The sequence below is a fragment of the Streptomyces sp. KM273126 genome, assembly GCF_004337435.2.
Lineage (GTDB): Bacteria > Actinomycetota > Actinomycetes > Streptomycetales > Streptomycetaceae > Streptomyces > Streptomyces acidicola.
This window is the reverse complement of record NZ_SJXB02000001.1, coordinates 3,043,371-3,067,304: the sequence shown is the minus strand read 5'-3', so window position 1 is coordinate 3,067,304 and position 23,934 is coordinate 3,043,371. Positions and strand designations below refer to the sequence as shown.

Sequence of the window (23,934 nt, the reverse complement as noted above, 5' to 3'; positions counted from 1 at the left end):
GTACAGGCGCACGCGCCCACACCCACACAAACCGGCCCACCCCAGCCACCGCCCCCAGCCCATCCGGAGCTTGAGGACACGGCCGTACAGGCAGACGCGCCCGCGCCCACACCGGCCACCGCCCCCAGCCCGTCCGGCGCCTGAGGACAAGGCCGTACAGGCCGACACACCCCACCCACCCGCACAAACCCACCCACCCCAGCCACCCACCCCCAGCCCGTCCGGCGTTTGAGGACGAGGCCGTTCAGGCCGATGCGGGGGTCTGGGGGCGGCAGCCCCCAGGGAAGGGATGGGACGGGTAGGGGCGGCGGGGGCGAGAAAACCCTCCGGGAACCCCCGCGGCACCCACCCCCACACCCCCACCCCTCACAACCGCTTGGCGCTCCGCAACGTCTTCGCGTAGTACCCGTTGCCGTCCAGCCGCGACACGCCCCCCACGTCACCGATCGTCGGCCCGTTGACCTCCTCACGGCTGGACACGAAGATCAGGTGCCCCTCGGTGTCATAGCCGAGAACCATCCCGACGTGGTCCAACCGCTCCCCGGTCCGCGCGTCGAGCTTGAAGAAGACGAGGTCCCCGGGCTGAAGCTGGTCGATCCCGGTCGGCCGGTCCTTCGGCGTGATACCGGCCAGCGGCAGCACGTCGACGCCCTCCTTCGAGCGGGCCATGCCGTTGGCGGTGCGCGGCAGCCCGTCTCCCGACTTGTCCGAGGACATCAACGGGTAGCGGGTCCGGTAGCCCAGCACCATGCGCATGAACCCCGAGCAGTCGAGGGACCTGGCTCGCATCGACTCCGGCTGCCCGGTCACACCGTCCCGGAAGGGGTACGGCACACCGAGGTAGTCGTAGAAGTCGGACTGCTCCAGGCGCAGGTCGTTGCCCTCGGATCCGTTGGGGTTCAGAGGCCCGAAGCTGGCGTCACCGGCGTAGACGACGCCCTGCGCGTCCTTCTTGTCCTTGGCGCCCGCCACGTACTGGAACGCGATGGCGAAGATGTCGTCCTTCTTGCTGCCCTCGTTCTCGGTGTACCAGTCCTTGAACCACTTCTCCTTCTCCGCGCCCTTCTTCCACGGCTCGGGCATCAGCCGCACCCAGTCCGTCGTCGAGACCTTGGAGCTGGTGGAGGAGGGTTCCGCGAAGGTACGGGACGGCCCGGTCAGCGTCGCGGTACGCGCCCCGTCGGTGAGCACCGCCTTGACCTGGCCGTCGCCCCCGCGCAGCACGGAGCGGGCCGGGTTCTCCAGCCGGGACCAGGTTTCCTCGCCCTTGTCCGCGCTCTTCGACCCGCCGCCGGAGCCGTCCAGCACGCCGACGTTGGTGATCTCCGTGACGCCCTGCTCGTCCTGCTTGCGGAGCTCCACGGTGAGGTAGCCGGACGTCCCCACGAGGGCCAGCACCACCAGACCGGAAAGGACCGGACGCGATTTCTTCTTCCCTGCCATGCGTTCTCTCCCCGTACCTTCAGACGGTGGGCATGATGCCGAGCAGCAGCCCGGCGGCGACGACGATGTAGGCCATGAGCGAGACGGTGCCGGTGGCCAGCAGCGTGGCCCCCTTGGGCTGGCGCACCATCTGGTAGGCGATCAGACCGGGGACGATGAAGCCGAGGGTCTGGTTGCCGTACAGCAGCGGGAACTCGATCGAGAGCAGGATCATCACCGTGGCCTGGAGCAGCACGCCCAGCAGGACCACCGCGGCGAAGAGCCGCTTGCCGTAGAGGATCACCAGTCGCTGCATGACCTTGGTGCCCCCGTAGGTGAGGGCGGTGACGCCGACCACCATGGCCGCCCGCTGGAGGTCCTCGATGAGAGTGAGGGCGATCCAGCCGGGCGTGATCATTCCGCCGGGGGACAGGTTGGTGGTCAGGTAGCACAGCAGCGAGAAGAACAGGCCGATGGCGATGCCCAGGGCGGCCATCTCGGGGGTCAGGGCGGCGGTGGTCAACGGGGTCTCCGGGCACGGGTGCGGGTCGTGGTGCGGGGTGGTCGGCGGCGTGCGGGTGCGGGGTGTCGTCCCCGTCCGCGGAGGTCAGGAGTGCGGATACTGCCCACCGGTCCCACTGCCGTCGGCCGTCGGATACGGGTGGCTGCCGTGGGAGTCGTCGCCGTAACCCCAGGTCTCCCGGGCGGGTGCGGCGTACTGTCCCTGCTCCTGGGCGTACGGCCCCCCGGGGTGACCGGAGTGGGCGTACTGCCCCTGCTGGTGGCCCTGCTGGTATCCCTGCTGCTGGGCCGGGATGCGGATCACCGGGATCTCCTGGGTCTGCGAGGCCTGGTAGCGCTCCTCGTAGGCCATGGGGTACGAGGCGTACGGGTCCAGGCGGGCCGGCGGGGGCGGCAGCACGGGGTCCGCGGGCAGGTCCGCGTCCTCGGGGGCGGAGTCGTCCGCCGGGAGTTCGGCCAGGTATTCGAGGAGTTCCTCGCCCTGGCCGTGGATGTTGCCGATGGCGACAAGGGACGAGTAGGACGCGTCGGCGGCCATGCGCCCCAGCAGGGTGGGCATGAACTCCTCGGCCGAGCGCCGCTCACCGCCGAGGTCGATCGCGCGGTCGCGCCACTCGGCCGGGATGGCGTCGATGGCGCTCTTGGCGGGGTGGCCGATGACGAACACGTTGTCCGGCTGGAGGTCGGGGATGATCTCGCCCATCTGGCCGTTGCGCTCGACGCGGTCGGGGCGGCAGTTGATCACGACGTTCAGCGGCCGGTGGATGGCGCCGAGGTCGAGCAGCTGGTTGATGTTCATCAGCGTCGACTCGGGGTCGTTGGCCGCGAAGACGTTGGCGAAGGCGAGCCGCTTGCCCTCGGGCGTGCGGTAGCGCTCCACGGAGAGGACACCGGGGTCCGGCGGAGCGTCGTACATGCCCTGGAGGGCGACCTGCCGTTCCACGCCGAGCAGTTCGGCGACGACCAGCGCGATCGCGACGTTCTCCTTGAAGGTGAACCAGCTGAAGCCCCGCAGCTCCTCGTCGGTGACCGTCTCCGGGTCTGCGTAGATGAGCTCGCAGTTACGGGCGTCGGCCTCCTCCTGGAGGATGTGGAAGCGCTCCTTCTCCGCGGTGACGCAGATGCCGTCCTCGGGCATCGAGCGGCACAGCGAACGGGCCACGTCGTCCAGGGTGGGCCCCATCTCGGCGAGGTGGTCCTCGCGGACGTTGCACAGCACGCCGATCGTGGAGCGGATCAGCTTGCTCTGGTTGACCTCCTGCAGCGCCGGCATGACGGCCATGCACTCGATGACGAGGGCGTCGGGACGGTACGTGGCGGCCCGGCGGACGATGCCGATCTGCTCCACCACGTTGGCGATCCCGAACTTCCGGTAGACCGGCTCCTCGGTGGCGTCGGGGTGGATGAACCGCGCGGCCGTGCCCGTCGTCTTGGCCACGGTCACCAGGTCCCCGCCCCGCAGGGCGCCGGCGCACAGCCGGGTGATGGAGGACTTGCCGCGGATGCCGTTGACGAGCACCCGCGAGGGGATGCTGTGCAGGCTGGCGTAGTGCCGGCGCTGCTCCACGACGCCCGCCACGAACAGCGCGACACCGCCTATGAGCAGCACGAAGTAGAGATAGAGCACAGCTGGGTCACCTTCCCCGGACGACGGGCTGTGGCTCCGCGAGCCGGCGCGCCTGGTTCTGCTTACGGACCTGCAGTTGCTGACGGATCAGTTCGAGGCTGCGCACGACGGCACCGACCTCGTCCTGGTAGCGGGGGTACTGCACGGTCTTGAGGTCGCCGTCCGCCAGTTTCTCGGCGCCGGTGGCGAGGGCCCGCAGTGGCCGGGCCACGACCAGGAACACCCAGCCCAGGCAGACGACGATCAGGGCCAGACCGAGCAGCCCGGCGAGCACGCTGCGGTCCTCCAGCTGGTAGGCGGCGATCTGGAAGTCCTTGGCGTTTTGCCAGCTGACCGCGGTCCAGCCGAGGTCCGCCGCCACGCCGCCGCCGGAGAAGGGGGCCGCCGCGGCGACGGTGACCCCACTCCCCTCACGGAACAGCAGGCCGTTCTCCACGGGACCGGCGCCGACCGGGACGCTGCCGGCCCGGACGACGTCGGCGAGCGCGTCGCGCGGCAGTTTCTCGAAGGCCAGGAAGCCGTCGCTGGCGGCGATGGTCTGCGCCTTGGAGTCCACCACGCGGACCTCGCCGAGGCCGGGCCGCTTGAGCAGCGAGTTGAGGAACTCGACCCTGACCTCGCCGACGACGGTCTCCCCCTTACGGTCCGGAACGGGGGCCCCGACCTGGATGACCGGCTTCTTCCCGCCCTTGCCCGCGACCCGGACCGGCGGAAGGTCCGCCTCGCCGCTCCACTGGGCGCTCGGCTCCTCCCCCGCGCGGGCCAGGACGTCGCCGTCCGCGGAGAGCAGGTACAGCGACTGGTAGCGGGTGTGCTCGCGCAGGCCGGCCTCCAGCACCTTGGTGGTGGCGCCGCTGTCGTCCCCGCTGATCAGCCGGGAGGTGGAGACCATGTCCGCCTGGGCCTCGTTGAGCGCCCGGCGCACGCGGTCGGCGACCAGGTCGGTGCGGTCGCGCTGGTCGCTGACCATGGAGGCCGGGACGCTGACCGAGTCGTCCGTGCGGTTCAGCAGGAGACCGACCGGCACGCACCACAGCAGCAGCACGACGGCCGTCAGCGCGAGCGGGCCACGGACCCCGAGCCGTGTCTTCACCGGCCGGCGCTCGGACGCGTCGGCCGCGCCGCCGAGCTGTACGCGCAGGTGCTCCAGGGCGCGGCCGATGCGCGCGGCCTCACCCCAGCGGGGCACGGCCACCGGCCGGGTCAGGTCACCGCGGGCGAGTCGGCGCGATTCCAGGAACAGTCGCAGCAGCGGACGCTGCACGGTCACCAGGAGCACGGTCGCCGCGAACAGACCGAGCACCACCAGCGCGCCGGCCGCCAGCAGCCCGTACAGCTCCCGGCCCGGGGCGGCGGTCTGCTGCTGGACCACGGGGAGCATGGCCACCACGGTGAGCCCGAGCCCCGCGCCCACGCTCTGCTTCTCCTCGGGATCGGAGGAGGCGAGGGAGGCGTACCCGGCGGTGGCGATACGGCCGTTGTAGGACTCGCCGACGAGGCTTCCGCTGACGCCGGGGTAGCCGCGGGAACCGGGTTCCCTGGCACTGACGGGATTCTGCTCGGTCTCGTCGGCGGCCCGGCCGGAGAGCTTGCTCATCTGCTTCTGGAGGAAGGACAGTTCCTTGCGCTCCTGGTCCGAGTTGAGCGCCTCGGACTGCTCGAAGCCGGCCGTGGCGAGGACCTCACCGCCGGTGGCGACGACCGCCATGGAGCGGAACTGCCCCAGGTTGATGGCGGGCACGGACAGGCTGTTGGAGGCGATCAGCAGCTGCTGCTGCGGCCGGTCCTTGAAGCCGAGGACGGCCATGGTCATCAGCCGTACGTCACCGGTCTCCAGCCGCACCATACGGGGCTTGAGCGCCTTGCCACCGGTGAGGACGTCCCTGTCCAGCCAGCCGAGAGGGATCGTTTCTCCTCTGGCTGCCAGGACCTTGCCGGTCTCCAGGTCCAGGACCGTGGTGCCGGTCCACTTCTGGTACGTCTTGCCGAGGTCGGACAGGACGCGCTCCGGCTCCACCGGTGAGCCCTCGTTCAGCGCGGCCGCGGTGCGGTTCAGGTCGGCGACCCGCTCGTCGATCGAGGCCCGAAGGGCGATGGCGCCGTCCTCCGCGAAGTGCTGCTGCGCGGACAGCACGGCCTCCGGAACGACCTTCTCGCCGGCGGGGCCGAGCACCTTGGCGGTGAGTCCGGCGAGGGCGAGCACCAGCACGCAGAGCAGCGCGATGGGCGGACGGATACCGCCCAGAAGCGGCATGTCCGCTCGTCTTCGGCTTCGTCGCCGCCCGCCCTTCACAGGGCCCGCGGCACGAGTGGATGTCACCGGTGGTCTCCTCCGACCTCTACGGATGACGGCGCCTGCCGGAAACACCGCCGAAACGCGGGGCATGACACATCCGTCACTAAATCCGTCACTTAAAAGACTGTTAAGGAGCGCCGAGGTTGTGTCTCACGCCCCGGAACGCGCTGTGGCACTGGTCACGCCATGGCGCTAGTCACGCTCCAACGTGAGCTCCTTCAGACCGTCCCCGCCGGGGGCCCCGCGGTTGTACAGAAAGCCCCGGGTACGGTCCTCCGCCAGCCGGTAGCGGGCGAGCCGCTCCTCGGAGACGTCCGAGTCCTTCAGGGCCTGGCGCACGTCCACCACCCGGTGGTCCTCGACCGCGCCGGCGGGTGCCTTCTCACCGGCCTCCAGCTCCGGCGGGATGTCCACCAGCGTCGTGGCGTAGCGGGCCGAGACGTCCCACTTCCCGTCGGTCGTCTCGCGGAACTCGAACCAGCCGATCGCGCCCTCCTCGGTGAGCCCGGTGGGCGAGGAGTGGCGGGCGACCTGGTTGCCGAGACTGTAGGCGACCCAGGTGCCGTTCACCTTCTGGATCGGCTGCACCACGTGGGAGTGGTGCCCGATCACGAGGTCGATCCCCGTGTCCTCGGTGATCCGTTCCACGAGCCGGAGCTGCGGGATGCTCGGTTCGTTGTAGTGCTCCAGCCCCCAGTGGAGCGAGAGGATCACCACCTCGGCGCCCTTCTTCCGGGCCCGCGACTCGGCGTTCTTGATCGCGTCGAAGCCGATCCGGTTGAACGCCCACTTCTCCTTCTCGGGCGTCGGGTTGAGGAACGACTCCCAGGAAAACGCGAGGTGGGCGACCTTCACGCCGTTGACGTCACGTATGTTGATCTGTTCTGCTTCGTCGGGCGTGCGCGACGAGCCGGTGTGTCCGAGGCCCACCTTGTCCATGGCGTTCAGCGTGCGCCGCACGGCCTTCAGGCCGTGGTCGTAGGTGTGATTGGAGGCCGTCGAGCAGGTGTCGTAACCCACACCCTTGAGGGCCGTCAGGATCTGCGGCGGAACAAGGAATTCCGGGTAGCCCTCGAAGGGCCCCTTGGGCTTTCCGACCGGCGTCTCCATATGGCAGATGGCCAGGTCGGCCTTGCTGATGATCGGTTTCACACCGGCGAGCATCGGGCCGAAGTCCAGCCCGGCCTCCCCCTTGCCGGTCTTCTTGGCATCCTTGGCGGCCTGCTCGACCAGCTCGGGGTGGATGAGCACGTCACCGGCGGCAGCGACGGTGAACGAGCGCCCGTCCGGCTTCACCTTCGCCGCCGGGGTACCAGAACTGCACGCGGTGGTCACGGCGACGACCGTCGCCAGGGCGGCAACAGAACGACCGATCCGGAGAGGATTACGAAGTGTCACCGCGCCATATTCACACGGGCCTCACAAGCGTCAGTCCTGTTGCTGTCACAAGACAATCACATTTCGTCCGCATACTGGTACAAGTCGGACTCGTTCTCGCATTGTTCGGCTGCCAGTCACCAACAGGGCAGGGAGCGGAAGAATCCGCTCCACGTTTGAGGGAATTGGCGGACCTCCGCAGCCGGATCCTCGCCTACACGGCGGAGTTCGAGCCGGACGGCGACTACACCCCGCCGAGCGACACCCAGCGCGAGAAACTGTCCGAGGGCGTGGGGAATCTCCTGGACGGGAACGCCGCGCGGGCCGAACAGCTGCTCTCCCCCATCGGCCTCAAGGTCACCCGCCTCACCGACACCGAGTCCGGACGCCGCTACGACGAGATCGCGGCCCGCAGGCCGGGCGAGGCCCAGCACTGGGGACGCCTGTACCTGAACGCCGACGCCGGCCTCCACTGGAACGCCCAGATCCCCCACCCGATGAGCGACCGGGACACCGAACTCCTCGGAGTACGGCTGCTGGAGGACAACCCCGGCGGCTCACTCGTCCTGGCCGGCGCCCACCGCCGCGCCGGCCGAGGCGACGCCGCCGATGTCGCCCACAGCGAGGACAGCGCCTTCCACACCATCGTCGTGGAGCTCCAGAAGCGCGACGTACCCGGCGTCCAGCTGCACGGCTTCACCGACGGCCCGGACCGCCCCTACGAGGCCGTCGTCTCCACCGGCGCCGCCCAGAGCGCGCACACCGAGACCTCCGCCATGGCCGACTCCATGGAGGCCGACGGGCTGCGCGTGTGCCGCGGCTGGCAGGACCGGTGCCCCCTCGAAGGCGTCACGAACGTCCAGGGCAAGGCCGCGCAACGGCAGCACGCGAAGTTCGTCCACGTGGAACTCGCCCCCGACGCCCGGGGTGACGGCCCGGACGCCGACGAGGCCGAGAAGGCACTGTCCGGCCTGGTCACGTCCTGGGCGCACGACTGAGGCGCACGACTGAGGCGGGCGCACCCGGCACAACGGACCACTCAACGCACCGGAGCTCATCGAGCCTTCAGCAGCAACCGGCCGCCCCGGGCAGCGTCCTCCTGTTCCGCGCCTCCTTGTTGCGCGCGGCCAGCAACTCGTCGGCGGGGTACCCGACTTCCTCCAGGGTCAGCCCGTGCGGCCGTACGACATGCACGGCGGAGTCCCGCACTCCGGCGGCCAGCACCTTGCCCGGCCAGTCCGGTGCCCGATGTCCGTCCCCCACGAACAACAGGGCACCGATGAGCGACCGCACCATGTTGTGACAGAAGGCGTCGGCACGCACGGTGGCGGTGACGATGCCGTCCTCCCCCCGCACAAGGCTCAGCTCCCGCAGCGTACGAATGGTCGTGGCGCCCTCACGCTTCTTGCAGTAGGCGGCGAAGTCGTGCTCGCCGAGAAGCCGCTCGGCGGCTTCGTTCATGGCGTCGACGTCGAGGGGCCAGTCGTGCCACAGCACATGGCTGCGCAGCAGCGGGTCGACACCGCCGGGATTGTCGGTGACCCGGTACGCGTACCGCCGCCAGACGGCCGAGAACCGCGCGTTGAACCCCGCGGGCGCCTCCCTGAGCGCCCACACCCGCACATCCTTGGGCAGCCTCCCGGCCAGCCGCTTGAGCAGCTTCCCGTGGTGCTCGCCCCACACGTCCCTGGGCAGATCCACATGCGCGACCTGCCCCCGCGCATGCACCCCGGCATCGGTCCGCCCGGCTACGGTCAGCTCGTACGGGGCCCCCTTCGAACGCGTCACCGTCCGCAGGGCGTCCTCGATCTCCGCCTGCACGGTCCGCCGCCCTCCGGCCTGCTTGGCCCAGCCGGAGAACTCGGTGCCGTCGTAGGAGAGATCAAGCCGTACGCGCACGTGTCCGGGCTGTACTTCGTCACTCACAGGTAGATCCTCTCAGGACCGGCGAACGCGAAAGCGGGCCCGCCCCAACGGACGGACCCGCTCCGAAGCGAGGTCAACCTCAGGCGTCCTTGGACTCCTCAGCGGGAGCCTCAGCCTCGTCGGCCTTGGCCACGTCGACCTTGGCGTCCTCGGCCTTGGTCTCCTCGGCCTCCTTGACCGCACGCTTGGTGGCGGCCTCGGCCTCGCCCGTCGCCTCCTGCGCAACCGTCAGCGCCTCGACCAGCTCGATGACGGCCATGGGCGCGTTGTCGCCACGGCGGTTACCGATCTTGGTGATACGGGTGTAACCACCCGGACGGTTCTCGTACCGCGGGCCGATCTCGGTGAAGAGCGTGTGCACGATGCTCTTGTCCGTGATCACCTGGAGCACCTGACGGCGGTTGTGAAGGTCGCCCTTCTTCGCCTTGGTCACCAGACGCTCGGCGTACGGCCGCAGACGGCGGGCCTTCGCCTCGGTGGTGGTGATACGGCCGTGCTCGAACAGCGCCTTCGCCAGGTTCGCGAGGAGCAGCTTCTCGTGCGCGGCACTGCCGCCCAGACGGGCACCCTTGGTGGGCTTCGGCATGGTTCTTCTCCTGTGTGTCTGCCCCGGCCGTGTCAGGTACCGGGGTCAGTATCCGAGCGGGCGGTTGCCCGTCGGAGATCCGAGCAAGCCCCGAAGGGGCTGCTCGGAAGGGGCGCGGGGAACTGCGCGACAAGCCACAGTCCACCCGCACCCAAAATCGAATCCGTCGGTCCCGAGCTCTTAGTACTGCTCGGTCTCGACGAACCCGGCATCCGCGTCGTCGTCCGCGCCGAACGCGTCCGCCGCAGCGGTGGGGTCGAATCCGGGCGGGCTGTCCTTCAGGGCCAGGCCCATACCGGCCAGCTTCGCCTTGACCTCGTCGATCGACTTCGCACCGAAGTTACGAATGTCGAGCAGGTCGGCCTCGGAGCGGGCGACGAGCTCACCCACGGAGTGGATGCCCTCACGCTTGAGGCAGTTGTACGACCGAACGGTGAGCTCCAGCTCCTCGATCGGCAGCGCCAGATCCGCGGCGAGAGCGGCGTCCGTCGGCGACGGACCCATGTCGATGCCCTCGGCGTCGATGTTCAGCTCGCGGGCGAGACCGAACAGCTCGACCAGGGTCTTACCGGCGGAAGCCATGGCGTCACGCGGACGCATGGCCTGCTTGGTCTCGACGTCGACGATCAGCTTGTCGAAGTCGGTGCGCTGCTCGACACGCGTGGCCTCGACCTTGTACGTGACCTTCAGCACCGGCGAGTAGATCGAGTCGACCGGGATACGGCCGATCTCCTGGCCGACCTGCTTGTTCTGCACGGCGGAGACGTAGCCGCGACCGCGCTCCACGGTCAGCTCCATCTCCAGCTTGCCCTTGCCGTTGAGCGTGGCGAGGACGAGGTCGGGGTTGTGCACCTCGACACCGGCCGGGGGCGCGATGTCGGCGGCGGTGACCAGACCCGGGCCCTGCTTGCGCAGGTACATCACGACGGGCTCGTCGTGCTCCGAGGAGACGACCAGCTGCTTGATGTTGAGGATCAGGTCGGTGACGTCCTCCTTGACGCCCGGCACGGTGGTGAACTCGTGCAGGACACCGTCGATCCGGATGCTGGTGACAGCCGCACCGGGGATCGACGACAGGAGCGTACGACGCAGGGAGTTGCCGAGGGTGTAGCCGAAGCCCGGCTCCAGCGGCTCGATCACGAACCGGGAGCGGAACTCGTCGACGACCTCTTCGGTCAACGAGGGACGCTGAGCGATCAGCATGTGTGGATCAGATCCTTCAGTCGTGGGCGCCCGCTATATGACGCCCGACGGAACCGCCCCTGCCATAGAGGGCGGGTACTGCAAGGGTACGGGCGATACGACCCCAAAGGGTCGTACCGCCCGGAAACCGCGAAAGCGCGAGGCGTCAGACGCGACGACGCTTCGGCGGACGGCAGCCGTTGTGCGGGGTGGGGGTGACGTCCTGGATGGAGCCGACCTCGAGACCGGTCGCCTGCAGCGAACGGATGGCCGTCTCACGACCCGAACCCGGGCCCTTCACGAAGACGTCGACCTTGCGCATGCCGTGCTCCTGCGCGCGACGGGCGGCCGACTCGGCAGCCATCTGCGCGGCGAAGGGGGTCGACTTGCGCGAGCCCTTGAAGCCGACGTGGCCGGCGGAGGCCCAGGAGATCACGTTGCCGGACGGGTCCGTGATCGAAACGATGGTGTTGTTGAACGTGCTCTTGATGTGCGCGTGGCCGTGAGCGACGTTCTTCTTTTCCTTGCGGCGCACCTTCTTGGCAGCGCCCTGACGACCCTTGGGGGGCATCTATAACTCCTACGGGAGGTGGTCGGTCCTACAGCGAAGACCGCTGGACGGCGAGTCCGCTGCGGACTACTTCTTGCCCGGCTTCTTCTTGCCGGCGATGGCGCGACGCGGGCCCTTGCGAGTGCGGGCGTTGGTGCTGGTGCGCTGACCGCGGACGGGCAGACCACGGCGGTGGCGCAGACCCTGGTAGCAGCCGATCTCGACCTTGCGGCGGATGTCGGCCTGGATCTCGCGACGGAGGTCACCCTCGGTCTTGATGTGGTTGTCCACGTACTCGCGGATCTTGACGAGCTCTTCCTCGGTCAGATCGCGAACACGGGTGTTCGGGTTGACGCCGGTCTCGGCCAGCGTCTGCTGCGACAGGGTCCGGCCGATGCCGAACACGTAGGTGAGGGCGACCTCCACGCGCTTGTCGCGCGGGATGTCAACACCGGAAACGCGTGCCATTCAATGGCTCCAGTTGATACTCGGAGGTCTTCCACAGAGCCGCTTCCCAGCCGCCGGCCTCTTCACGCTGTTCAAAGGATGCAGCCGAAGATTAGGTACGAACTGGGTCCCCGGCCTCCGAACCGGGGGTGTCAGGCACCGTCTGGCGCCTGGGCCCTGCGTATGAACAAATTCAGCTCGCGTCGCGCGAATCCCTGCGATATCTGTGCAGAGGGAGCGATCGATCGTGCGTCAGCCCTGGCGCTGCTTGTGGCGCGGGTTCTCGCAGATGACCATGACCCGACCGTGACGGCGGATCACCCTGCACTTGTCGCAGATCTTCTTGACGCTCGGCTTGACCTTCATGGGATGTGAGGTTCTCCGGGTCAGTTGCCGGCGGACCCGCGGGAAACACGGGACCTGGGCAAGATCTACTTGTACCGGTAGACGATCCGGCCACGCGTCAGGTCGTACGGAGACAGCTCCACCACGACCCGGTCGTCAGGGAGGATGCGGATGTAGTGCATGCGCATCTTGCCGCTGATGTGTGCCAGGACCTGGTGGCCGTTCTGGAGCTCGACCTTGAACATGGCGTTCGGCAGAGACTCGACGACAGTGCCCTCGATCTCGATGGCACCTTGCTTCTTGGCCACGCTTCGCCCTTCGAATCGACTACCTAGGTCGGCCCCGGGCGACCGCATGCGGGCATACGGGAACACGAGAGCCGACGAGTCAGTCTACTTCAGCCCTCCCGGAAACACGAATCGAGAAGGCTGCCCACGAAGCGAGATCGTTATGCCGGGGTGCCGGGAGAGTGCGGGGAGTGCGGCCGCGGGCCGTCGCTCCGTTACGCCAGCGGATCGGGCGCTGCGGTGACCCCGTACTCCGCCAGCTTCGCCTTCCCCCCGTCGGGCGACGTGAGCACCAGCGGGCCCGCCTCCGTCAGCGCCACCGAGTGTTCCCAGTGCGACGACCACGTACCGTCCGTCGTGATGACGGTCCAGTCGTCTTCCAGCACCTTGGTCCTCGGCGTCCCCAGCGACACCATGGGCTCGATCGCCAGGCAGAACCCGGGCACCAGCTTCGGCCCCTTGCCCCGCCGCCGGTCGACGTAGTTCAGCAGGTGCGGGTCCATGTGCATCTCGGTGCCGATGCCGTGCCCGCCGTAGTCCTCGACGATCCCGTACTTGCCGCCGCCCGGCTTCGGCTGGCGCCGGATGTACGTCTCGATCGCCCTGGAGACGTCCACGAGCCGGTGCCCCTGCTTCATCGCCGCGATGCCGGCCCACATCGACTCCTCGGTCACCCGGGAGAGCTCGATGAGCTCCGGAGCGTGACCGGAGCCCACGAAGGCGGTGAACGCCGCGTCCCCGTGCCAGCCGTCGATGATCGCGCCCGCGTCGATCGAGATGATGTCGCCGTCCTTGAGGACGACCTCGTCGCTCGGGATGCCGTGGACGACGACCTCGTTCACGGAGGTGCAGATGGTCGCAGGGAAGCCGCCGTAGCCCAGGAAGTTCGGCTTGGCCCCGTGCTCGGCGATCACCTTGCGGGCCACGTCGTCGAGGTCCTTGGTGGTGGCACCCGGCACGGCCGCCTCACGGGTGGCCGCATGGATGGCGGCGACGACCAGCCCAGCCTCGCGCATCTTGGCGACCTGCTCGGGGGTCTTGATCTGCACCATGGGGGCTACGGCCTTTCTGGACCGGAGAAAAGACGGACCCTTCAACAATACGGGTGGCCGGCGGTACCGCTTTCAGCCCAGTCAGGCAGCACCAGCCCGTCCGGCGCTTGAGGACGAGGGCGTTCAGGCCGACAGCGAGGGTCCGGGGGCGCCGCCCCCGGAGACGGCACCACAGAGAGGGCACCACCCACCCCCGCACACTTCGGCCGCGGCACCCCCGGAGGGACACCGCGGCCGAAGAAACCAGCTCGACTACTTGTCGTCGTCCTCGCGCTTCAAGGCTTCCATCGCGCGCTCGGTGACCTCTTCCACCTTGCCGAGCGCGGAGATCGTCACCACCAGGCCCTGGGCCTTGTAGTAGTCGATGATCGGCTCGGTCTGCGTGTGGTAGACCTCCAGCCGCTTGCGCACGGTCTCCTCGGAGTCGTCGTCGCGCTGGTACAGCTCGCCGCCGCACACATCGCAGACGCCCTCCGCCTTCGGCGCCTTGTACGACACGTGGAAGACGTGCGACGAGTCGTTCCGGCAGATGCGGCGGCCGGCGATCCGCTTGACGACCTCGTCCTCGGGGACCTCCAGGTCCAGCACCGCGTCCAGCTTCATGCGCTCGGCGGTGAGCATCTCGTCCAGCGCCTCGGCCTGCGAGACGTTCCGCGGGAAGCCGTCGAGCAGGAAGCCGCTCGCGGCGTCCGGCTGCTCCATGCGGTCCTTGGCCATCGCGATGGTGACCTCGTCCGGCACCAGCTCGCCCTTGTCCATGAAGGACTTCGCGAGTTTGCCGAGCTCCGTCTGCTGGCTGATGTTCGCACGGAAGAGGTCGCCCGTGGAGATGTGCGGGATCGACAGGTTCTTGGCAAGGAACGCGGCCTGCGTTCCCTTGCCGGCACCGGGCGGCCCGACGAGGACGATTCGCATCAGCGGAGGAACCCTTCGTAATTGCGCTGCTGAAGCTGGCTCTCGATCTGCTTCACCGTCTCCAGACCCACACCCACGATGATCAGGATGCTGGTTCCGCCGAACGGGAAGTTCTGGTTTGCCCCGAAACCAGCCAACGCCATCGTTGGGACGAGAGCGATAAGCCCCAGATACAGCGAGCCCGGCCAAGTGATCCGGTTGAGCACGTACGAGAGATACTCAGCGGTTGGCCGACCAGCCCGGATGCCCGGGATGAAGCCACCATACTTCTTCATGTTGTCCGCGACTTCCTCGGGGTTGAACGAGATGGCCACGTAGAAGAAGGCGAAGAAAACGATGAGGAAGAAGTAGAGGGTGATGTGCGCGGGCGCCGCCGTGTCCGCCAGATTCTGCTGGATCCACGTCGCCCAGCCCGCCTGGGAATTCGAGAACTGGACGATCAGTGCGGGAATGTAGAGCAGCGACGAGGCGAAGATGACGGGGATCACACCCGCCTGGTTCACCTTCAGCGGGATGTACGTCGAGGTGCCGCCGTAGGAACGGCGGCCGATCATGCGTTTCGCGTACTGCACCGGGATACGGCGCTGGGCCTGCTCGACGAAGACCACGAGCGCGACCATGACCAGGCCGACCGCGATGACGGTGCCGAACTCGATCCAGCCGTCCGCCAGGTTGCCCTGCTTCTTGATCGCCCACAGCGCGGACGGGAAGGTGGCGGCGATCGAGATGAACATCAGGATCGACATGCCGTTGCCGATGCCGCGGTCGGTGATGAGCTCACCGAGCCACATGACGACGGCCGTACCGGCGGTCATCACGATCACCATCGTGATCGTGGAGAAGATCGAGCGGTCCGGGACGATGGAGCTCGCCATGGTGCAGTTCGAGAACAACGAGCCGCTGCGGGCGGTGGCCACCAGACCCGTGCCCTGGAGAATCGCCAGGGCGACCGTGAGGTAGCGCGTGTACTGTGTGATCTTCGCCGTGCCGGCCTGGCCCTCCTTCTTGAGGGCTTCGAGGCGCGGGATCACGACGGTCAGCAGCTGCAGAATGATGCTCGCCGTGATGTACGGCATGATGCCGAGCGCGAAGACCGTGATCTGGAGCAGCGCGCCACCACTGAACATGTTGACCAGACCGAACAGGCCTTGGTTCTGGTTCGCCTGGTCGATACAGAACTGGACGGCTGTGTAGTCGACGCCCGGGATCGGGACGTGCGTACCGATCCGGTAGATCACGATGATGCCGAGCGTGAAGAGCAGCTTCTTGCGCAGGTCGGGCGTCCTGAACGCCCGGGCGAACGCGGTGAGCACGGTGCCTCCTGCGACCCCCGCGCTACTGCGTCAAGGGTGACGGTCTTGAGGTTCGACGAATATGTAACGGCCAACTGCCGCTCAGGGTGCCCCACGTGGCGCACTCTGTGAAAGATGGCAGTGCAGGCCACCTTACCGGCGAGACTGCCCCCTCGGAACGACCAACCGGGGATACCCCTTTTGTGGGGCATCCCCGGTGGGATCGTTCAGGTCATCAAGACGCCTGCCGTGATGTCAGACGAGCTCGGTGACGGTACCGCCGGCGGCGGTGATCTTCTCCTTGGCGGAGCCGGAGACGGCGTCGACCGTCACCTGCAGCGCCACGGAGATCTCGCCCTGGCCGAGGACCTTGACGAGGCTGTTCTTGCGGACGGCACCCTTGGCGACCAGGTCGGCAACGGTGACCTCCCCACCCTCGGGGTAGAGGGCGGAGAGCTTGTCCAGGTTCACGACCTGGTACTCCGTCTTGAACGGGTTCTTGAAGCCCTTCAGCTTCGGGAGGCGCATGTGGAGCGGCATCTGGCCACCCTCGAAGCGCTCCGGAACCTGGTAACGGGCCTTCGTACCCTTGGTACCACGACCGGCCGTCTTACCCTTCGACGCCTCACCACGACCGACACGGGTCTTGGCGGTCTTGGCGCCCGGGGCGGGACGGAGGTTGTGGATCTTGAGCGGGTTCTGCTCCGCCATGATCAGTCGACCTCCTCGACCGTCACGAGGTGGCGGACGGTGTGCACCATGCCGCGGAACTCGGGGCGGTCCTCCTTGACGACCTGCGTGTTGATGCCCTTGAGGCCAAGGGAGCGCAGGGTGTCACGGTGGTTCTGCTTGCTGCCGATGTACGACTTCGTCTGCGTGACCTTGAGGCGAGCCATCACACACCCGCCCCGGCACGCGCACGCAGCAGGGCCGCGGGGGCGACGTCCTCGAGCGGCAGACCACGGCGGGCCGCGATCTCCTCGGGACGCTGCAGACCCTTCAGGGCCGCCACGGTCGCGTGCACGATGTTGATCGCGTTGTCGGAGCCGAGCGACTTCGACAGAACGTCGTGGATACCGGCGCACTCCAGCACGGCACGCACCGGACCACCGGCGATAACACCGGTACCGGGGGACGCGGGCTTGAGCAGCACGACGCCGGCAGCCTTCTCACCCTGGATCGGGTGCGGGATGGTGCCCTGGATCCGGGGGACCTTGAAGAAGTGCTTCTTGGCCTCCTCAACGCCCTTGGCGATGGCGGCCGGCACCTCCTTGGCCTTGCCGTAACCGACACCCACGGTGCCGTCACCGTCGCCCACCACGACCAGCGCGGTGAAGCTGAAGCGACGACCACCCTTCACAACCTTGGCGACGCGGTTGATCGCGACTACGCGCTCAACGTACGCGGTCTTCTCGGCGGCAGCTGCGCCGCCGTCACGGCCCTTCCGGTCCCGCCGCTCGCCGCCACCGGCACCGCCACCGCGGCGCTGGGGTCCAGCCATTGGATTACCTCTCTCTTTCCGCTAGCTACAGCGGCTCAGAACTTGAGCCCGGCTTCGCGGGCGGCGTCCGCCAGGGCGGCGATGCGCCCGGCGTACTGGTTGCCACCACGGTCGAACACGACGGCCTCGACACCGGCGGCCTTGGCACGCTCGGCGACCAGGGCGCCGACCTGCTTGGCCTGCGCGGACTTGTCGCCCTCGCCACCGCGGACCGACGAGTCCAGGGTGGACGCCGACGCCAGGGTGTGGCCCTTCAGGTCGTCGATCACCTGCGCCACGATGTGGCGGTTGGAACGGGTCACGACCAGACGGGGGCGCTCCGCCGTACCGTTGATCCGCTTGCGGATCCGGATGTGACGGCGCTTGATCGCGGCGCGCTTGTAGGCGTCGCCCTTGAGGATCTTCTGCCCGTATGCCATGGCTTACTTACCCGCCTTTCCGACCTTGCGGCGGATGACTTCGCCCTCGTACTTGACGCCCTTGGCCTTGTACGGGTCGGGCTTGCGCAGCTTGCGGATGTTGGCCGCGACCTCGCCGACCTTCTGCTTGTCGATGCCCTCGACCGAGAACCGGGTGGGGGCCTCCACCTTGAAGGTGATGCCCTCGGGGGCCTCGACGGTGATCGGGTGGCTGTAACCGAGGGCGAACTCCAGGTTCGAACCCTTCGCGGTCACGCGGTAACCGACACCGCTGATCTCGAGCTTCTTCACGTAACCCTGGGTCACGCCGGTGATCATGTTCGCCACCAGCGTGCGGGACAGGCCGTGCAGGGCCTTGTTCTGACGCTCGTCGTTGGGGCGGGTCACCTGCAGGGTGCCGTCCTCGCCCTTGGCGATGTCGATCGGCGCCGCAACGGTGTGGGTCAGCGTGCCCTTGGGGCCCTTGACCGCGACCGTACGGCCGTCGATGGTGACGTCCACGCCGGCGGGAACCGCGATGGGGAGCTTGCCGATGCGCGACATAGCTGTTTCCTCCGTTCCCTTCTGCTACCAGACGTAGGCGAGGACTTCCCCACCCACGCCCTTCTTGCCGGCCTGCTTGTCAGTGAGGAGCCCGTGGGACGTGGAGATGATCGCCACGCCGAGGCCGCCGAGCACCTTCGGCAGGTTGGTGGACTTCGCGTACACCCGGAGACCGGGCTTGGAGATGCGCTTGATGCCCGCGATGGAGCGCTCACGGTTGGGGCCGAACTTCAGCTCCAGGACGAGGCTCTTGCCGACCTCGGCGTCCTCGACCTTCCAGCCCGTGATGAAGCCCTCCTGCTGGAGGATCTCCGCGATGTGAGACTTGATCTTCGACGCCGGCATCGTCACGGAGTCGTGGTACGCCGAGTTCGCGTTTCGCAGACGCGTAAGCATGTCTGCGATCGGATCAGTCATGGTCATGAATTGGCCTTCGGCCTCTCTCGCCGGGGTTTCCTGGTGTGCCATCCCTCTCCCCGATCCGAGACGGGGCGGGTGCGGCACGGTGGACCTACGGCGTAGTAAGTCGTATGGGCGTCAGGCGCCCAACCCTCCAAGCCTATGCCATGGAGAGGTGGGCCCCTGACAGTGCCCGTTACTTACCGAGAGCTTCCGGAATCCCTGATTACAGGGATTACCAGGAGCTCTTGGTCACGCCCGGCAGCTCGCCACGGTGAGCCATCTCACGAAGGCACACGCGGCACAGGCCGAACTTGCGGTACACGGAGTGGGGACGGCCGCAGCGCTGGCAGCGCGTGTAGCCACGCACGCCGAACTTGGGCTTGCGAGCAGCCTTCGCGATCAGAGCCTTCTTCGCCATCTCGCTCACGCCTCCTTGAAGGGGAAGCCGAGGTGACGAAGGAGCGCGCGGCCCTCAGCGTCGTTGGTCGCCGTGGTGACCACGGTGATGTCCATACCCCGGACGCGGTCGATCTTGTCCTGGTCGATCTCGTGGAACATGACCTGCTCCGTGAGACCGAAGGTGTAGTTGCCACGGCCGTCGAACTGCTTGGGGGACAGACCGCGGAAGTCGCGGATGCGCGGGAGCGCGAGCGACAGGGTGCGGTCCAGGAACTCCCACATGCGGTCGCCACGGAGCGTGACGTGGGCACCGATCGGCTGGCCCTCACGCAGCTTGAACTGCGCGATGGACTTGCGGGCCTTGGTGACGGCCGGCTTCTGACCGGTGATCGTGGTGAGGTCGCGGATGGCGCCCTCGATCAGCTTCGAGTCACGGGCGGCGTCGCCGACACCCATGTTGACCACGATCTTCACGAGACCGGGAACCTGCATGACGTTCTCGTACTTGAACTCGTCACGCAGCTTGCCCGCGATCTCCTCGCGGTACTTCGTCTTCAGACGCGGAGTGGTGGTGGTAGCCATCAGATGTCCTCACCCGTCCGCTTGGCAACGCGGATCTTGTTGCCCTCGTCGTCGAAGCGGTAACCGACACGCGTGACGACCTTGTTGCCGTCCTTCTCAACGACCAGCTGGACGTTGGAGACGTGGATCGACGCCTCGGTCGTGACGATGCCACCGGCCTGCGAACCCTTGGCGGTCGGGCCGGCCTTGGTGTGCTTCTTGACCCGGTTGACACCCTCGACCAGAACACGGTCCTCGCGGGGGTAGGCCGCGATGACCTTGCCCTGCTTGCCCTTGTCCTTGCCGGTGATGACCTGGACCAGGTCGCCCTTCTTGATCTTCATGCTTACAGCACCTCCGGAGCCAGCGAGATGATCTTCATGAACTTCTTCTCGCGCAGCTCACGCCCGACCGGGCCGAAGATGCGGGTGCCGCGAGGGTCGCCGTCGTTCTTCAGAATGACGGCGGCGTTCTCGTCGAAGCGGATGTACGAGCCGTCCGGACGGCGGCGCTCCTTGACGGTGCGAACGATGACCGCCTTGACGACGTCACCCTTCTTCACGTTGCCACCGGGGATCGCGTCCTTGACGGTGGCGACGATGACGTCACCGATGCCCGCGTAGCGGCGACCGGAGCCACCGAGCACACGGATGCAAAGGATTTCCTTCGCTCCCGTGTTGTCGGCGACACGCAGTCGCGACTCCTGCTGGATCACGTCTATCTCCTGATCGTCTGCCGGTTCCCGCAGCGACCTTTTCGGGTCAGACCTGCGAGCCTGGCGGAACTGTCCTGCGAGTTGTTCCCGCAGGAATTACTTGGGCCTCTACAGGCGGAAACCCGCGCCGGGAGCCGGGGCAGTGCCCCGGCGGGGCCGGTCACAGGGCGGCCGGGGTTCCGCGAGTCGCCTCGCGAAGCTCCGCGCCGGACCTGCGCCCGGACCCCTGGCTCACGGCGGGGGCAGCAGGGGCTTCAGCCCCCGCTTGTTACTTCGCCTTCTCGAGGATCTCGACGACGCGCCAGCGCTTCGTCGCGGACAGCGGCCGGGTCTCCATGAGGAGGACGCGGTCGCCGACACCCGCGGCGTTCTGCTCGTCGTGGGCCTTGAGCTTGTTCGTACGGCGGATGACCTTGCCGTACAGGGCGTGCTTCACCCGGTCCTCAACGGCGACGACGACGGTCTTGTCCATCTTGTCGCTGACGACCAGACCCTCACGGGTCTTGCGGAATCCGCGCGCCTCAGTCTTCTCTGCAGTCACATTGCTCTCGCTCATCAGGCGCTCTCCACCGTTTCGATGCCCAGCTCACGCTCGCGCATCAGGGTGTAGATCCGCGCGATGTCCTTGCGGACCGCCTTCAGACGGCCATGGTTCTCGAGCTGACCCGTCGCCGCCTGGAAGCGGAGGTTGAACAGCTCTTCCTTGGCCTCGCGAAGCTTCCCGAGAAGCTCCTCGTTGCCCAGCTCGCGCAGCTCGGACGCCTTGGTACCGGCCGACATCACGCTTCACCTGCCTCGCGCTTGACGATCTTGCACTTCATCGGCAGCTTGTGAGCCGCACGGGTCAGGGCCTCGCGCGCGATCTTCTCGTTGGGGTACGACAGCTCGAACATCACGCGTCCGGGCTTGACGTTGGCGATCCACCACTCCGGAGAACCCTTACCGGAACCCATGCGGGTCTCGGCGGGCTTCTTGGTGAGGGGACGGTCCGGGTAGATGTTGATCCAGACCTTGCCGCCACGCTTGATGTGGCGGGTCATGGCGATACGAGCGGCCTCGATCTGACGGTTCGTCACGTACGCCGGGGTCAGCGCCTGGATACCGTACTCGCCGAACGCAACCTGCGTGCCACCCTTGGCAGCGCCGCTGCGCTTGGGGTGGTGCTGCTTGCGGTGCTTGACCCTACGGGGGATCAGCATGTCGGTCAGGCCTCCGTTCCGCCAGAAGAAGAGGGCGCTGCCTCAGCCGGAGCGGCGGCAGCGGGAGCCTCGGCCTTGGGGGCCTCGGCGCCGGCAGCCTGCTGCGGCTTGCGACCGCGCCGCTCGCCACCGCGGCCACCGCGGGCCGGGCGGTCGGCACCGCCACGCGCCGGGCGGTTACCCGCACGGGCGGCAGCGTTCTCGGCGCGGACCTCGGCGATGTTCTTGACGTCGCCCTTGTAGATCCAGACCTTCACACCGATGCGGCCGAAGGTCGTCTTGGCCTCGAAGAAGCCGTAGTCCACGTTCGCGCGGAGCGTGTGCAGGGGCACGCGGCCCTCGCGGTAGAACTCCGAGCGGGACATCTCGGCGCCGCCGAGGCGGCCACCGCACTGGATCTTGATGCCCTTGGCGCCGGCCTTCATGGCGGACTGCATGCTCTTGCGCATGGCCCGACGGAAGGAGACGCGGGAGGAGAGCTGCTCGGCGACGGCCTGGGCAACCAGCTGAGCGTCGGTCTCGGGGTTCTTGACCTCGAGGATGTTCAGCTGGACCTGCTTGCCCGTGAGCTTCTCGAGGTCGCCGCGGATGCGGTCGGCCTCGGCGCCACGGCGGCCGATGACGATGCCCGGACGCGCGGTGTGGATGTCCACGCGGACGCGGTCACGGGTGCGCTCGATCTCCACCTTGGAGATACCGGCGCGCTCCATGCCGGACGTCATCATCCGACGGATGGCGACGTCTTCCTTGACGTAGTCCTTGTACAGCTTGTCGGCGTACCAACGCGACTTGAAGTCGGTCGTGACACCGAGCCGGAACCCATGCGGGTTTACCTTCTGGCCCATTACCGGGTTCCTTCCTTGCTGCTGACGACCACGGTGATGTGGCTGGTCCGCTTGCGGATCCGGTAGGCACGGCCCTGGGCACGCGGACGGAACCGCTTCAGGGTCGGGCCTTCGTCGACGTACGCCTCGCTGATGAACAGCGAGGTGGCGTCCGTGTGGTCGTAGTTGTGCGCGGCGTTGGCGATGGCGCTGTCGAGCACCTTGCCGACCGGCACGGAGGCTGCCTGCGGAGCGAATCGCAGAACAGCCTGGGCCTCCGTGGCGTCCATGCCACGGATGAGGTCCACCACACGGCGGGCCTTCATGGGCGTGACGCGGATGTACCGCGCCTGGGCCCTGGCGTCCATGGTTGTCCCTTCAGTTTCTTACGTGTCTGAATGCGATCCGCTACTAGCGGCGCTTCGACTTCCGGTCGTCCTTGACGTGGCCCCGGAAGGTGCGCGTCGGCGAGAACTCGCCGAGCTTGTGGCCGACCATCGACTCGGTGACGAACACCGGGATGTGGGTCTTGCCGTTGTGCACCGCGAGCGTGTGGCCGAGCATGGCCGGCACGATCATGGAGCGACGGGACCAGGTCTTGATGACGTTCTTGGTGCCGGCTTCGTTCTGGGCGTCCACCTTCTTGATCAGGTGGTCGTCGACGAAGGGCCCCTTCTTGAGACTGCGCGGCATCTAAACCCGCTCCTAGCGCTTCTTGTTCGTCTTGCGGCGGCGGACGATGTACTTGTTCGACGCCTTCTTGGGCGAACGAGTACGACCTTCCTTCTGACCCCAGGGGCTGACCGGGTGGCGACCACCGGAGGTCTTGCCCTCACCACCACCGTGGGGGTGGTCAACCGGGTTCATCGCCACACCGCGAACGGTCGGGCGGACGCCCAGCCAGCGCTTACGGCCGGCCTTGCCCCAGTTGATGTTGCTCTGCTCGGCGTTGCCGACCTCGCCGACGGTGGCGCGGCAGCGCACGTCGACCAGGCGGATCTCACCGGACGGCATGCGGAGGTGGGCCATCTGGCCCTCCTTCGCGAGCAGCTGCACGGAGGCACCGGCGGAGCGGGCGAACTTGGCGCCCCCACCCGGACGAAGCTCCACGGAGTGGATCGTCGTACCGACCGGGATGTTGCGGAGCGCCAGGTTGTTGCCGGGCTTGATGTCGGCGCCGGGGCCGTTCTCGATCCGGTCGCCCTGTCCGAGGCCCTTGGGGGCCAGGATGTAGCGCTTCTCGCCGTCCGCGTAGTGCAGGAGCGCGATGCGCGCGGTGCGGTTGGGGTCGTATTCGATGTGCGCGACCTTCGCCGGCACGCCGTCCTTGTCGTGACGACGGAAGTCGATCACGCGGTAGGCGCGCTTGTGGCCACCACCCTGGTGGCGGACGGTCACACGACCCGAGTTGTTACGGCCGCCCTTGCTGTGCAGGGGGCGGACCAGCGACTTCTCCGGCGTGGACCGCGTGACCTCGACGAAGTCGGCGACGCTGGAGCCGCGACGGCCCGGCGTAGTCGGCTTGTACTTGCGGATTCCCATTTC

General features: G+C 67.7%; 33 protein-coding genes and 1 pseudogene. 1 reads left to right on the top strand and 33 read right to left on the bottom strand.

Translation table 11 applies throughout. The features are described from left to right. Positions 1-213: 213 nt before the first annotated feature. The 6 genes and pseudogenes from E0500_RS45395 to E0500_RS13260 form a co-directional block, all read right to left on the bottom strand. Positions 214-395: pseudogene (locus tag E0500_RS45395) on the bottom strand (hypothetical protein); the annotation flags it as partial. After that, positions 367-1,443, bottom strand: a complete 1,077-nt coding sequence (locus tag E0500_RS13280; RefSeq protein ID WP_181586981.1) for a C40 family peptidase — start codon at positions 1,441-1,443, stop codon at positions 367-369. The gene E0500_RS13280 and the pseudogene E0500_RS45395, both read right to left, overlap by 29 nt. Before the next feature lie 19 nt (positions 1,444-1,462). Continuing rightward, a complete protein-coding gene (locus E0500_RS13275) occupies positions 1,463-1,945 on the bottom strand; it encodes a poly-gamma-glutamate biosynthesis protein PgsC/CapC (protein ID WP_131564547.1) in 483 nt (160 codons plus the stop codon). An 84-nt stretch (positions 1,946-2,029) separates the two neighbouring features. Next, positions 2,030-3,571: a poly-gamma-glutamate synthase PgsB gene (gene pgsB, locus E0500_RS13270; RefSeq protein ID WP_309505044.1), complete on the bottom strand. Its 1,542-nt coding sequence runs from the start codon at positions 3,569-3,571 to the stop codon at positions 2,030-2,032. Positions 3,572-3,578: 7 nt separating this feature from the next. Further along, positions 3,579-5,825: a HAMP domain-containing protein gene (locus E0500_RS13265; RefSeq protein ID WP_131564549.1), complete on the bottom strand. Its 2,247-nt coding sequence runs from the start codon at positions 5,823-5,825 to the stop codon at positions 3,579-3,581. Positions 5,826-6,059: 234 nt separating this feature from the next. Next, positions 6,060-7,202 carry a CapA family protein gene (locus E0500_RS13260; protein ID WP_309505043.1) on the bottom strand — a complete coding sequence of 381 codons (1,143 nt, stop codon included), beginning with the start codon at positions 7,200-7,202 and terminating at the stop codon, positions 6,060-6,062. 227 nt (positions 7,203-7,429) lie between these two features. Between E0500_RS13260 and E0500_RS13255 the strand changes: the two genes are divergently transcribed. Beyond that, positions 7,430-8,242, top strand: coding sequence for a hypothetical protein (locus E0500_RS13255; RefSeq protein WP_131564601.1), 813 nt, complete (start codon positions 7,430-7,432; stop codon positions 8,240-8,242). A 67-nt stretch (positions 8,243-8,309) separates the two neighbouring features. Here E0500_RS13255 and truA read toward each other — a convergent pair whose 3' ends face one another. The 27 genes from truA to rplB all read right to left on the bottom strand — a co-directional run bounded on the left by truA (position 8,310) and on the right by rplB (position 23,931). Next, a complete protein-coding gene (gene truA, locus E0500_RS13250) occupies positions 8,310-9,170 on the bottom strand; it encodes a tRNA pseudouridine(38-40) synthase TruA (RefSeq protein WP_131564552.1) in 861 nt (286 codons plus the stop codon). Positions 9,171-9,249: 79 nt separating this feature from the next. Continuing rightward, positions 9,250-9,756 (bottom strand): 50S ribosomal protein L17, encoded by a 507-nt coding sequence (gene rplQ, locus E0500_RS13245; RefSeq protein WP_131564554.1) that lies wholly within the window; start codon positions 9,754-9,756, stop codon positions 9,250-9,252. Between the two features lie 180 nt (positions 9,757-9,936). Beyond that, a complete protein-coding gene (locus E0500_RS13240) occupies positions 9,937-10,959 on the bottom strand; it encodes a DNA-directed RNA polymerase subunit alpha (protein ID WP_003966937.1) in 1,023 nt (340 codons plus the stop codon). 145 nt (positions 10,960-11,104) lie between these two features. Beyond that, the gene (gene rpsK / locus E0500_RS13235) at positions 11,105-11,509 is read right to left on the bottom strand and encodes a 30S ribosomal protein S11 (protein ID WP_003956432.1); all 405 of its coding nucleotides are present in this window, start codon (positions 11,507-11,509) and stop codon (positions 11,105-11,107) included. Between the two features lie 66 nt (positions 11,510-11,575). Continuing rightward, a complete protein-coding gene (gene rpsM, locus E0500_RS13230; RefSeq protein ID WP_131564556.1) occupies positions 11,576-11,956 on the bottom strand; it encodes a 30S ribosomal protein S13 in 381 nt (126 codons plus the stop codon). A 231-nt stretch (positions 11,957-12,187) separates the two neighbouring features. Then, positions 12,188-12,301, bottom strand: coding sequence for a 50S ribosomal protein L36 (gene rpmJ / locus E0500_RS13225; protein ID WP_003998809.1), 114 nt, complete (start codon positions 12,299-12,301; stop codon positions 12,188-12,190). A 65-nt stretch (positions 12,302-12,366) separates the two neighbouring features. Continuing rightward, positions 12,367-12,588: a translation initiation factor IF-1 gene (gene infA / locus E0500_RS13220; protein ID WP_003948620.1), complete on the bottom strand. Its 222-nt coding sequence runs from the start codon at positions 12,586-12,588 to the stop codon at positions 12,367-12,369. Between the two features lie 194 nt (positions 12,589-12,782). Next, on the bottom strand, positions 12,783-13,619 hold the full coding sequence (gene map / locus E0500_RS13215) for a type I methionyl aminopeptidase (protein ID WP_131564558.1): 837 nt from the start codon (positions 13,617-13,619) through the stop codon (positions 12,783-12,785). Between the two features lie 252 nt (positions 13,620-13,871). Continuing rightward, on the bottom strand, positions 13,872-14,534 hold the full coding sequence (locus E0500_RS13210; RefSeq protein ID WP_131564560.1) for an adenylate kinase: 663 nt from the start codon (positions 14,532-14,534) through the stop codon (positions 13,872-13,874). Next, a complete protein-coding gene (gene secY / locus E0500_RS13205) occupies positions 14,534-15,847 on the bottom strand; it encodes a preprotein translocase subunit SecY (RefSeq protein WP_131564562.1) in 1,314 nt (437 codons plus the stop codon). Before secY ends, E0500_RS13210 begins: the two co-directional genes overlap by 1 nt. A gap of 234 nt (positions 15,848-16,081) precedes the next feature. Further along, the gene (gene rplO / locus E0500_RS13200; RefSeq protein WP_131564564.1) at positions 16,082-16,537 is read right to left on the bottom strand and encodes a 50S ribosomal protein L15; all 456 of its coding nucleotides are present in this window, start codon (positions 16,535-16,537) and stop codon (positions 16,082-16,084) included. A 2-nt stretch (positions 16,538-16,539) separates the two neighbouring features. After that, complete coding sequence (rpmD, locus tag E0500_RS13195) at positions 16,540-16,722, bottom strand: 50S ribosomal protein L30 (protein WP_055553514.1); 183 nt, start codon at positions 16,720-16,722, stop codon at positions 16,540-16,542. Further along, positions 16,722-17,327 (bottom strand): 30S ribosomal protein S5, encoded by a 606-nt coding sequence (gene rpsE, locus E0500_RS13190; protein ID WP_030860989.1) that lies wholly within the window; start codon positions 17,325-17,327, stop codon positions 16,722-16,724. Before rpsE ends, rpmD begins: the two co-directional genes overlap by 1 nt. Positions 17,328-17,362: 35 nt before the next feature. Further along, positions 17,363-17,746, bottom strand: coding sequence for a 50S ribosomal protein L18 (rplR, locus tag E0500_RS13185; protein ID WP_131564566.1), 384 nt, complete (start codon positions 17,744-17,746; stop codon positions 17,363-17,365). 3 nt (positions 17,747-17,749) lie between these two features. Further along, positions 17,750-18,289, bottom strand: a complete 540-nt coding sequence (gene rplF / locus E0500_RS13180; protein ID WP_131564568.1) for a 50S ribosomal protein L6 — start codon at positions 18,287-18,289, stop codon at positions 17,750-17,752. Positions 18,290-18,313: 24 nt separating this feature from the next. Next, on the bottom strand, positions 18,314-18,712 hold the full coding sequence (gene rpsH, locus E0500_RS13175; RefSeq protein WP_131564570.1) for a 30S ribosomal protein S8: 399 nt from the start codon (positions 18,710-18,712) through the stop codon (positions 18,314-18,316). Between the two features lie 211 nt (positions 18,713-18,923). Then, entirely contained in the window at positions 18,924-19,109 is a 186-nt protein-coding gene (locus E0500_RS13170) for a type Z 30S ribosomal protein S14 (protein ID WP_003948630.1), read from the bottom strand. Positions 19,110-19,114: 5 nt separating this feature from the next. After that, entirely contained in the window at positions 19,115-19,672 is a 558-nt protein-coding gene (gene rplE, locus E0500_RS13165) for a 50S ribosomal protein L5 (RefSeq protein WP_053661885.1), read from the bottom strand. Next, on the bottom strand, positions 19,672-19,995 hold the full coding sequence (gene rplX / locus E0500_RS13160) for a 50S ribosomal protein L24 (RefSeq protein WP_131564574.1): 324 nt from the start codon (positions 19,993-19,995) through the stop codon (positions 19,672-19,674). Before rplX ends, rplE begins: the two co-directional genes overlap by 1 nt. A gap of 2 nt (positions 19,996-19,997) precedes the next feature. Further along, positions 19,998-20,366 (bottom strand): 50S ribosomal protein L14, encoded by a 369-nt coding sequence (gene rplN, locus E0500_RS13155; protein WP_003998823.1) that lies wholly within the window; start codon positions 20,364-20,366, stop codon positions 19,998-20,000. Between the two features lie 268 nt (positions 20,367-20,634). Then, positions 20,635-20,922: a 30S ribosomal protein S17 gene (gene rpsQ, locus E0500_RS13150; RefSeq protein ID WP_131564577.1), complete on the bottom strand. Its 288-nt coding sequence runs from the start codon at positions 20,920-20,922 to the stop codon at positions 20,635-20,637. After that, positions 20,922-21,146, bottom strand: coding sequence for a 50S ribosomal protein L29 (gene rpmC, locus E0500_RS13145; protein ID WP_030174543.1), 225 nt, complete (start codon positions 21,144-21,146; stop codon positions 20,922-20,924). The genes rpsQ and rpmC overlap by 1 nt, the downstream gene beginning before the upstream one ends. Further along, positions 21,146-21,565 carry a 50S ribosomal protein L16 gene (rplP, locus tag E0500_RS13140; RefSeq protein ID WP_131564579.1) on the bottom strand — a complete coding sequence of 140 codons (420 nt, stop codon included), beginning with the start codon at positions 21,563-21,565 and terminating at the stop codon, positions 21,146-21,148. Before rplP ends, rpmC begins: the two co-directional genes overlap by 1 nt. 5 nt (positions 21,566-21,570) lie before the next feature. Then, positions 21,571-22,410, bottom strand: coding sequence for a 30S ribosomal protein S3 (gene rpsC / locus E0500_RS13135; protein ID WP_131564581.1), 840 nt, complete (start codon positions 22,408-22,410; stop codon positions 21,571-21,573). After that, positions 22,410-22,757, bottom strand: a complete 348-nt coding sequence (gene rplV, locus E0500_RS13130) for a 50S ribosomal protein L22 (RefSeq protein WP_131564583.1) — start codon at positions 22,755-22,757, stop codon at positions 22,410-22,412. Before rplV ends, rpsC begins: the two co-directional genes overlap by 1 nt. Positions 22,758-22,800: 43 nt before the next feature. Next, positions 22,801-23,082, bottom strand: a complete 282-nt coding sequence (gene rpsS / locus E0500_RS13125) for a 30S ribosomal protein S19 (RefSeq protein WP_003992359.1) — start codon at positions 23,080-23,082, stop codon at positions 22,801-22,803. 12 nt (positions 23,083-23,094) lie between these two features. Next, a complete protein-coding gene (gene rplB, locus E0500_RS13120) occupies positions 23,095-23,931 on the bottom strand; it encodes a 50S ribosomal protein L2 (protein WP_131564585.1) in 837 nt (278 codons plus the stop codon). Between the last annotated feature and the right edge of the window lie 3 nt (positions 23,932-23,934).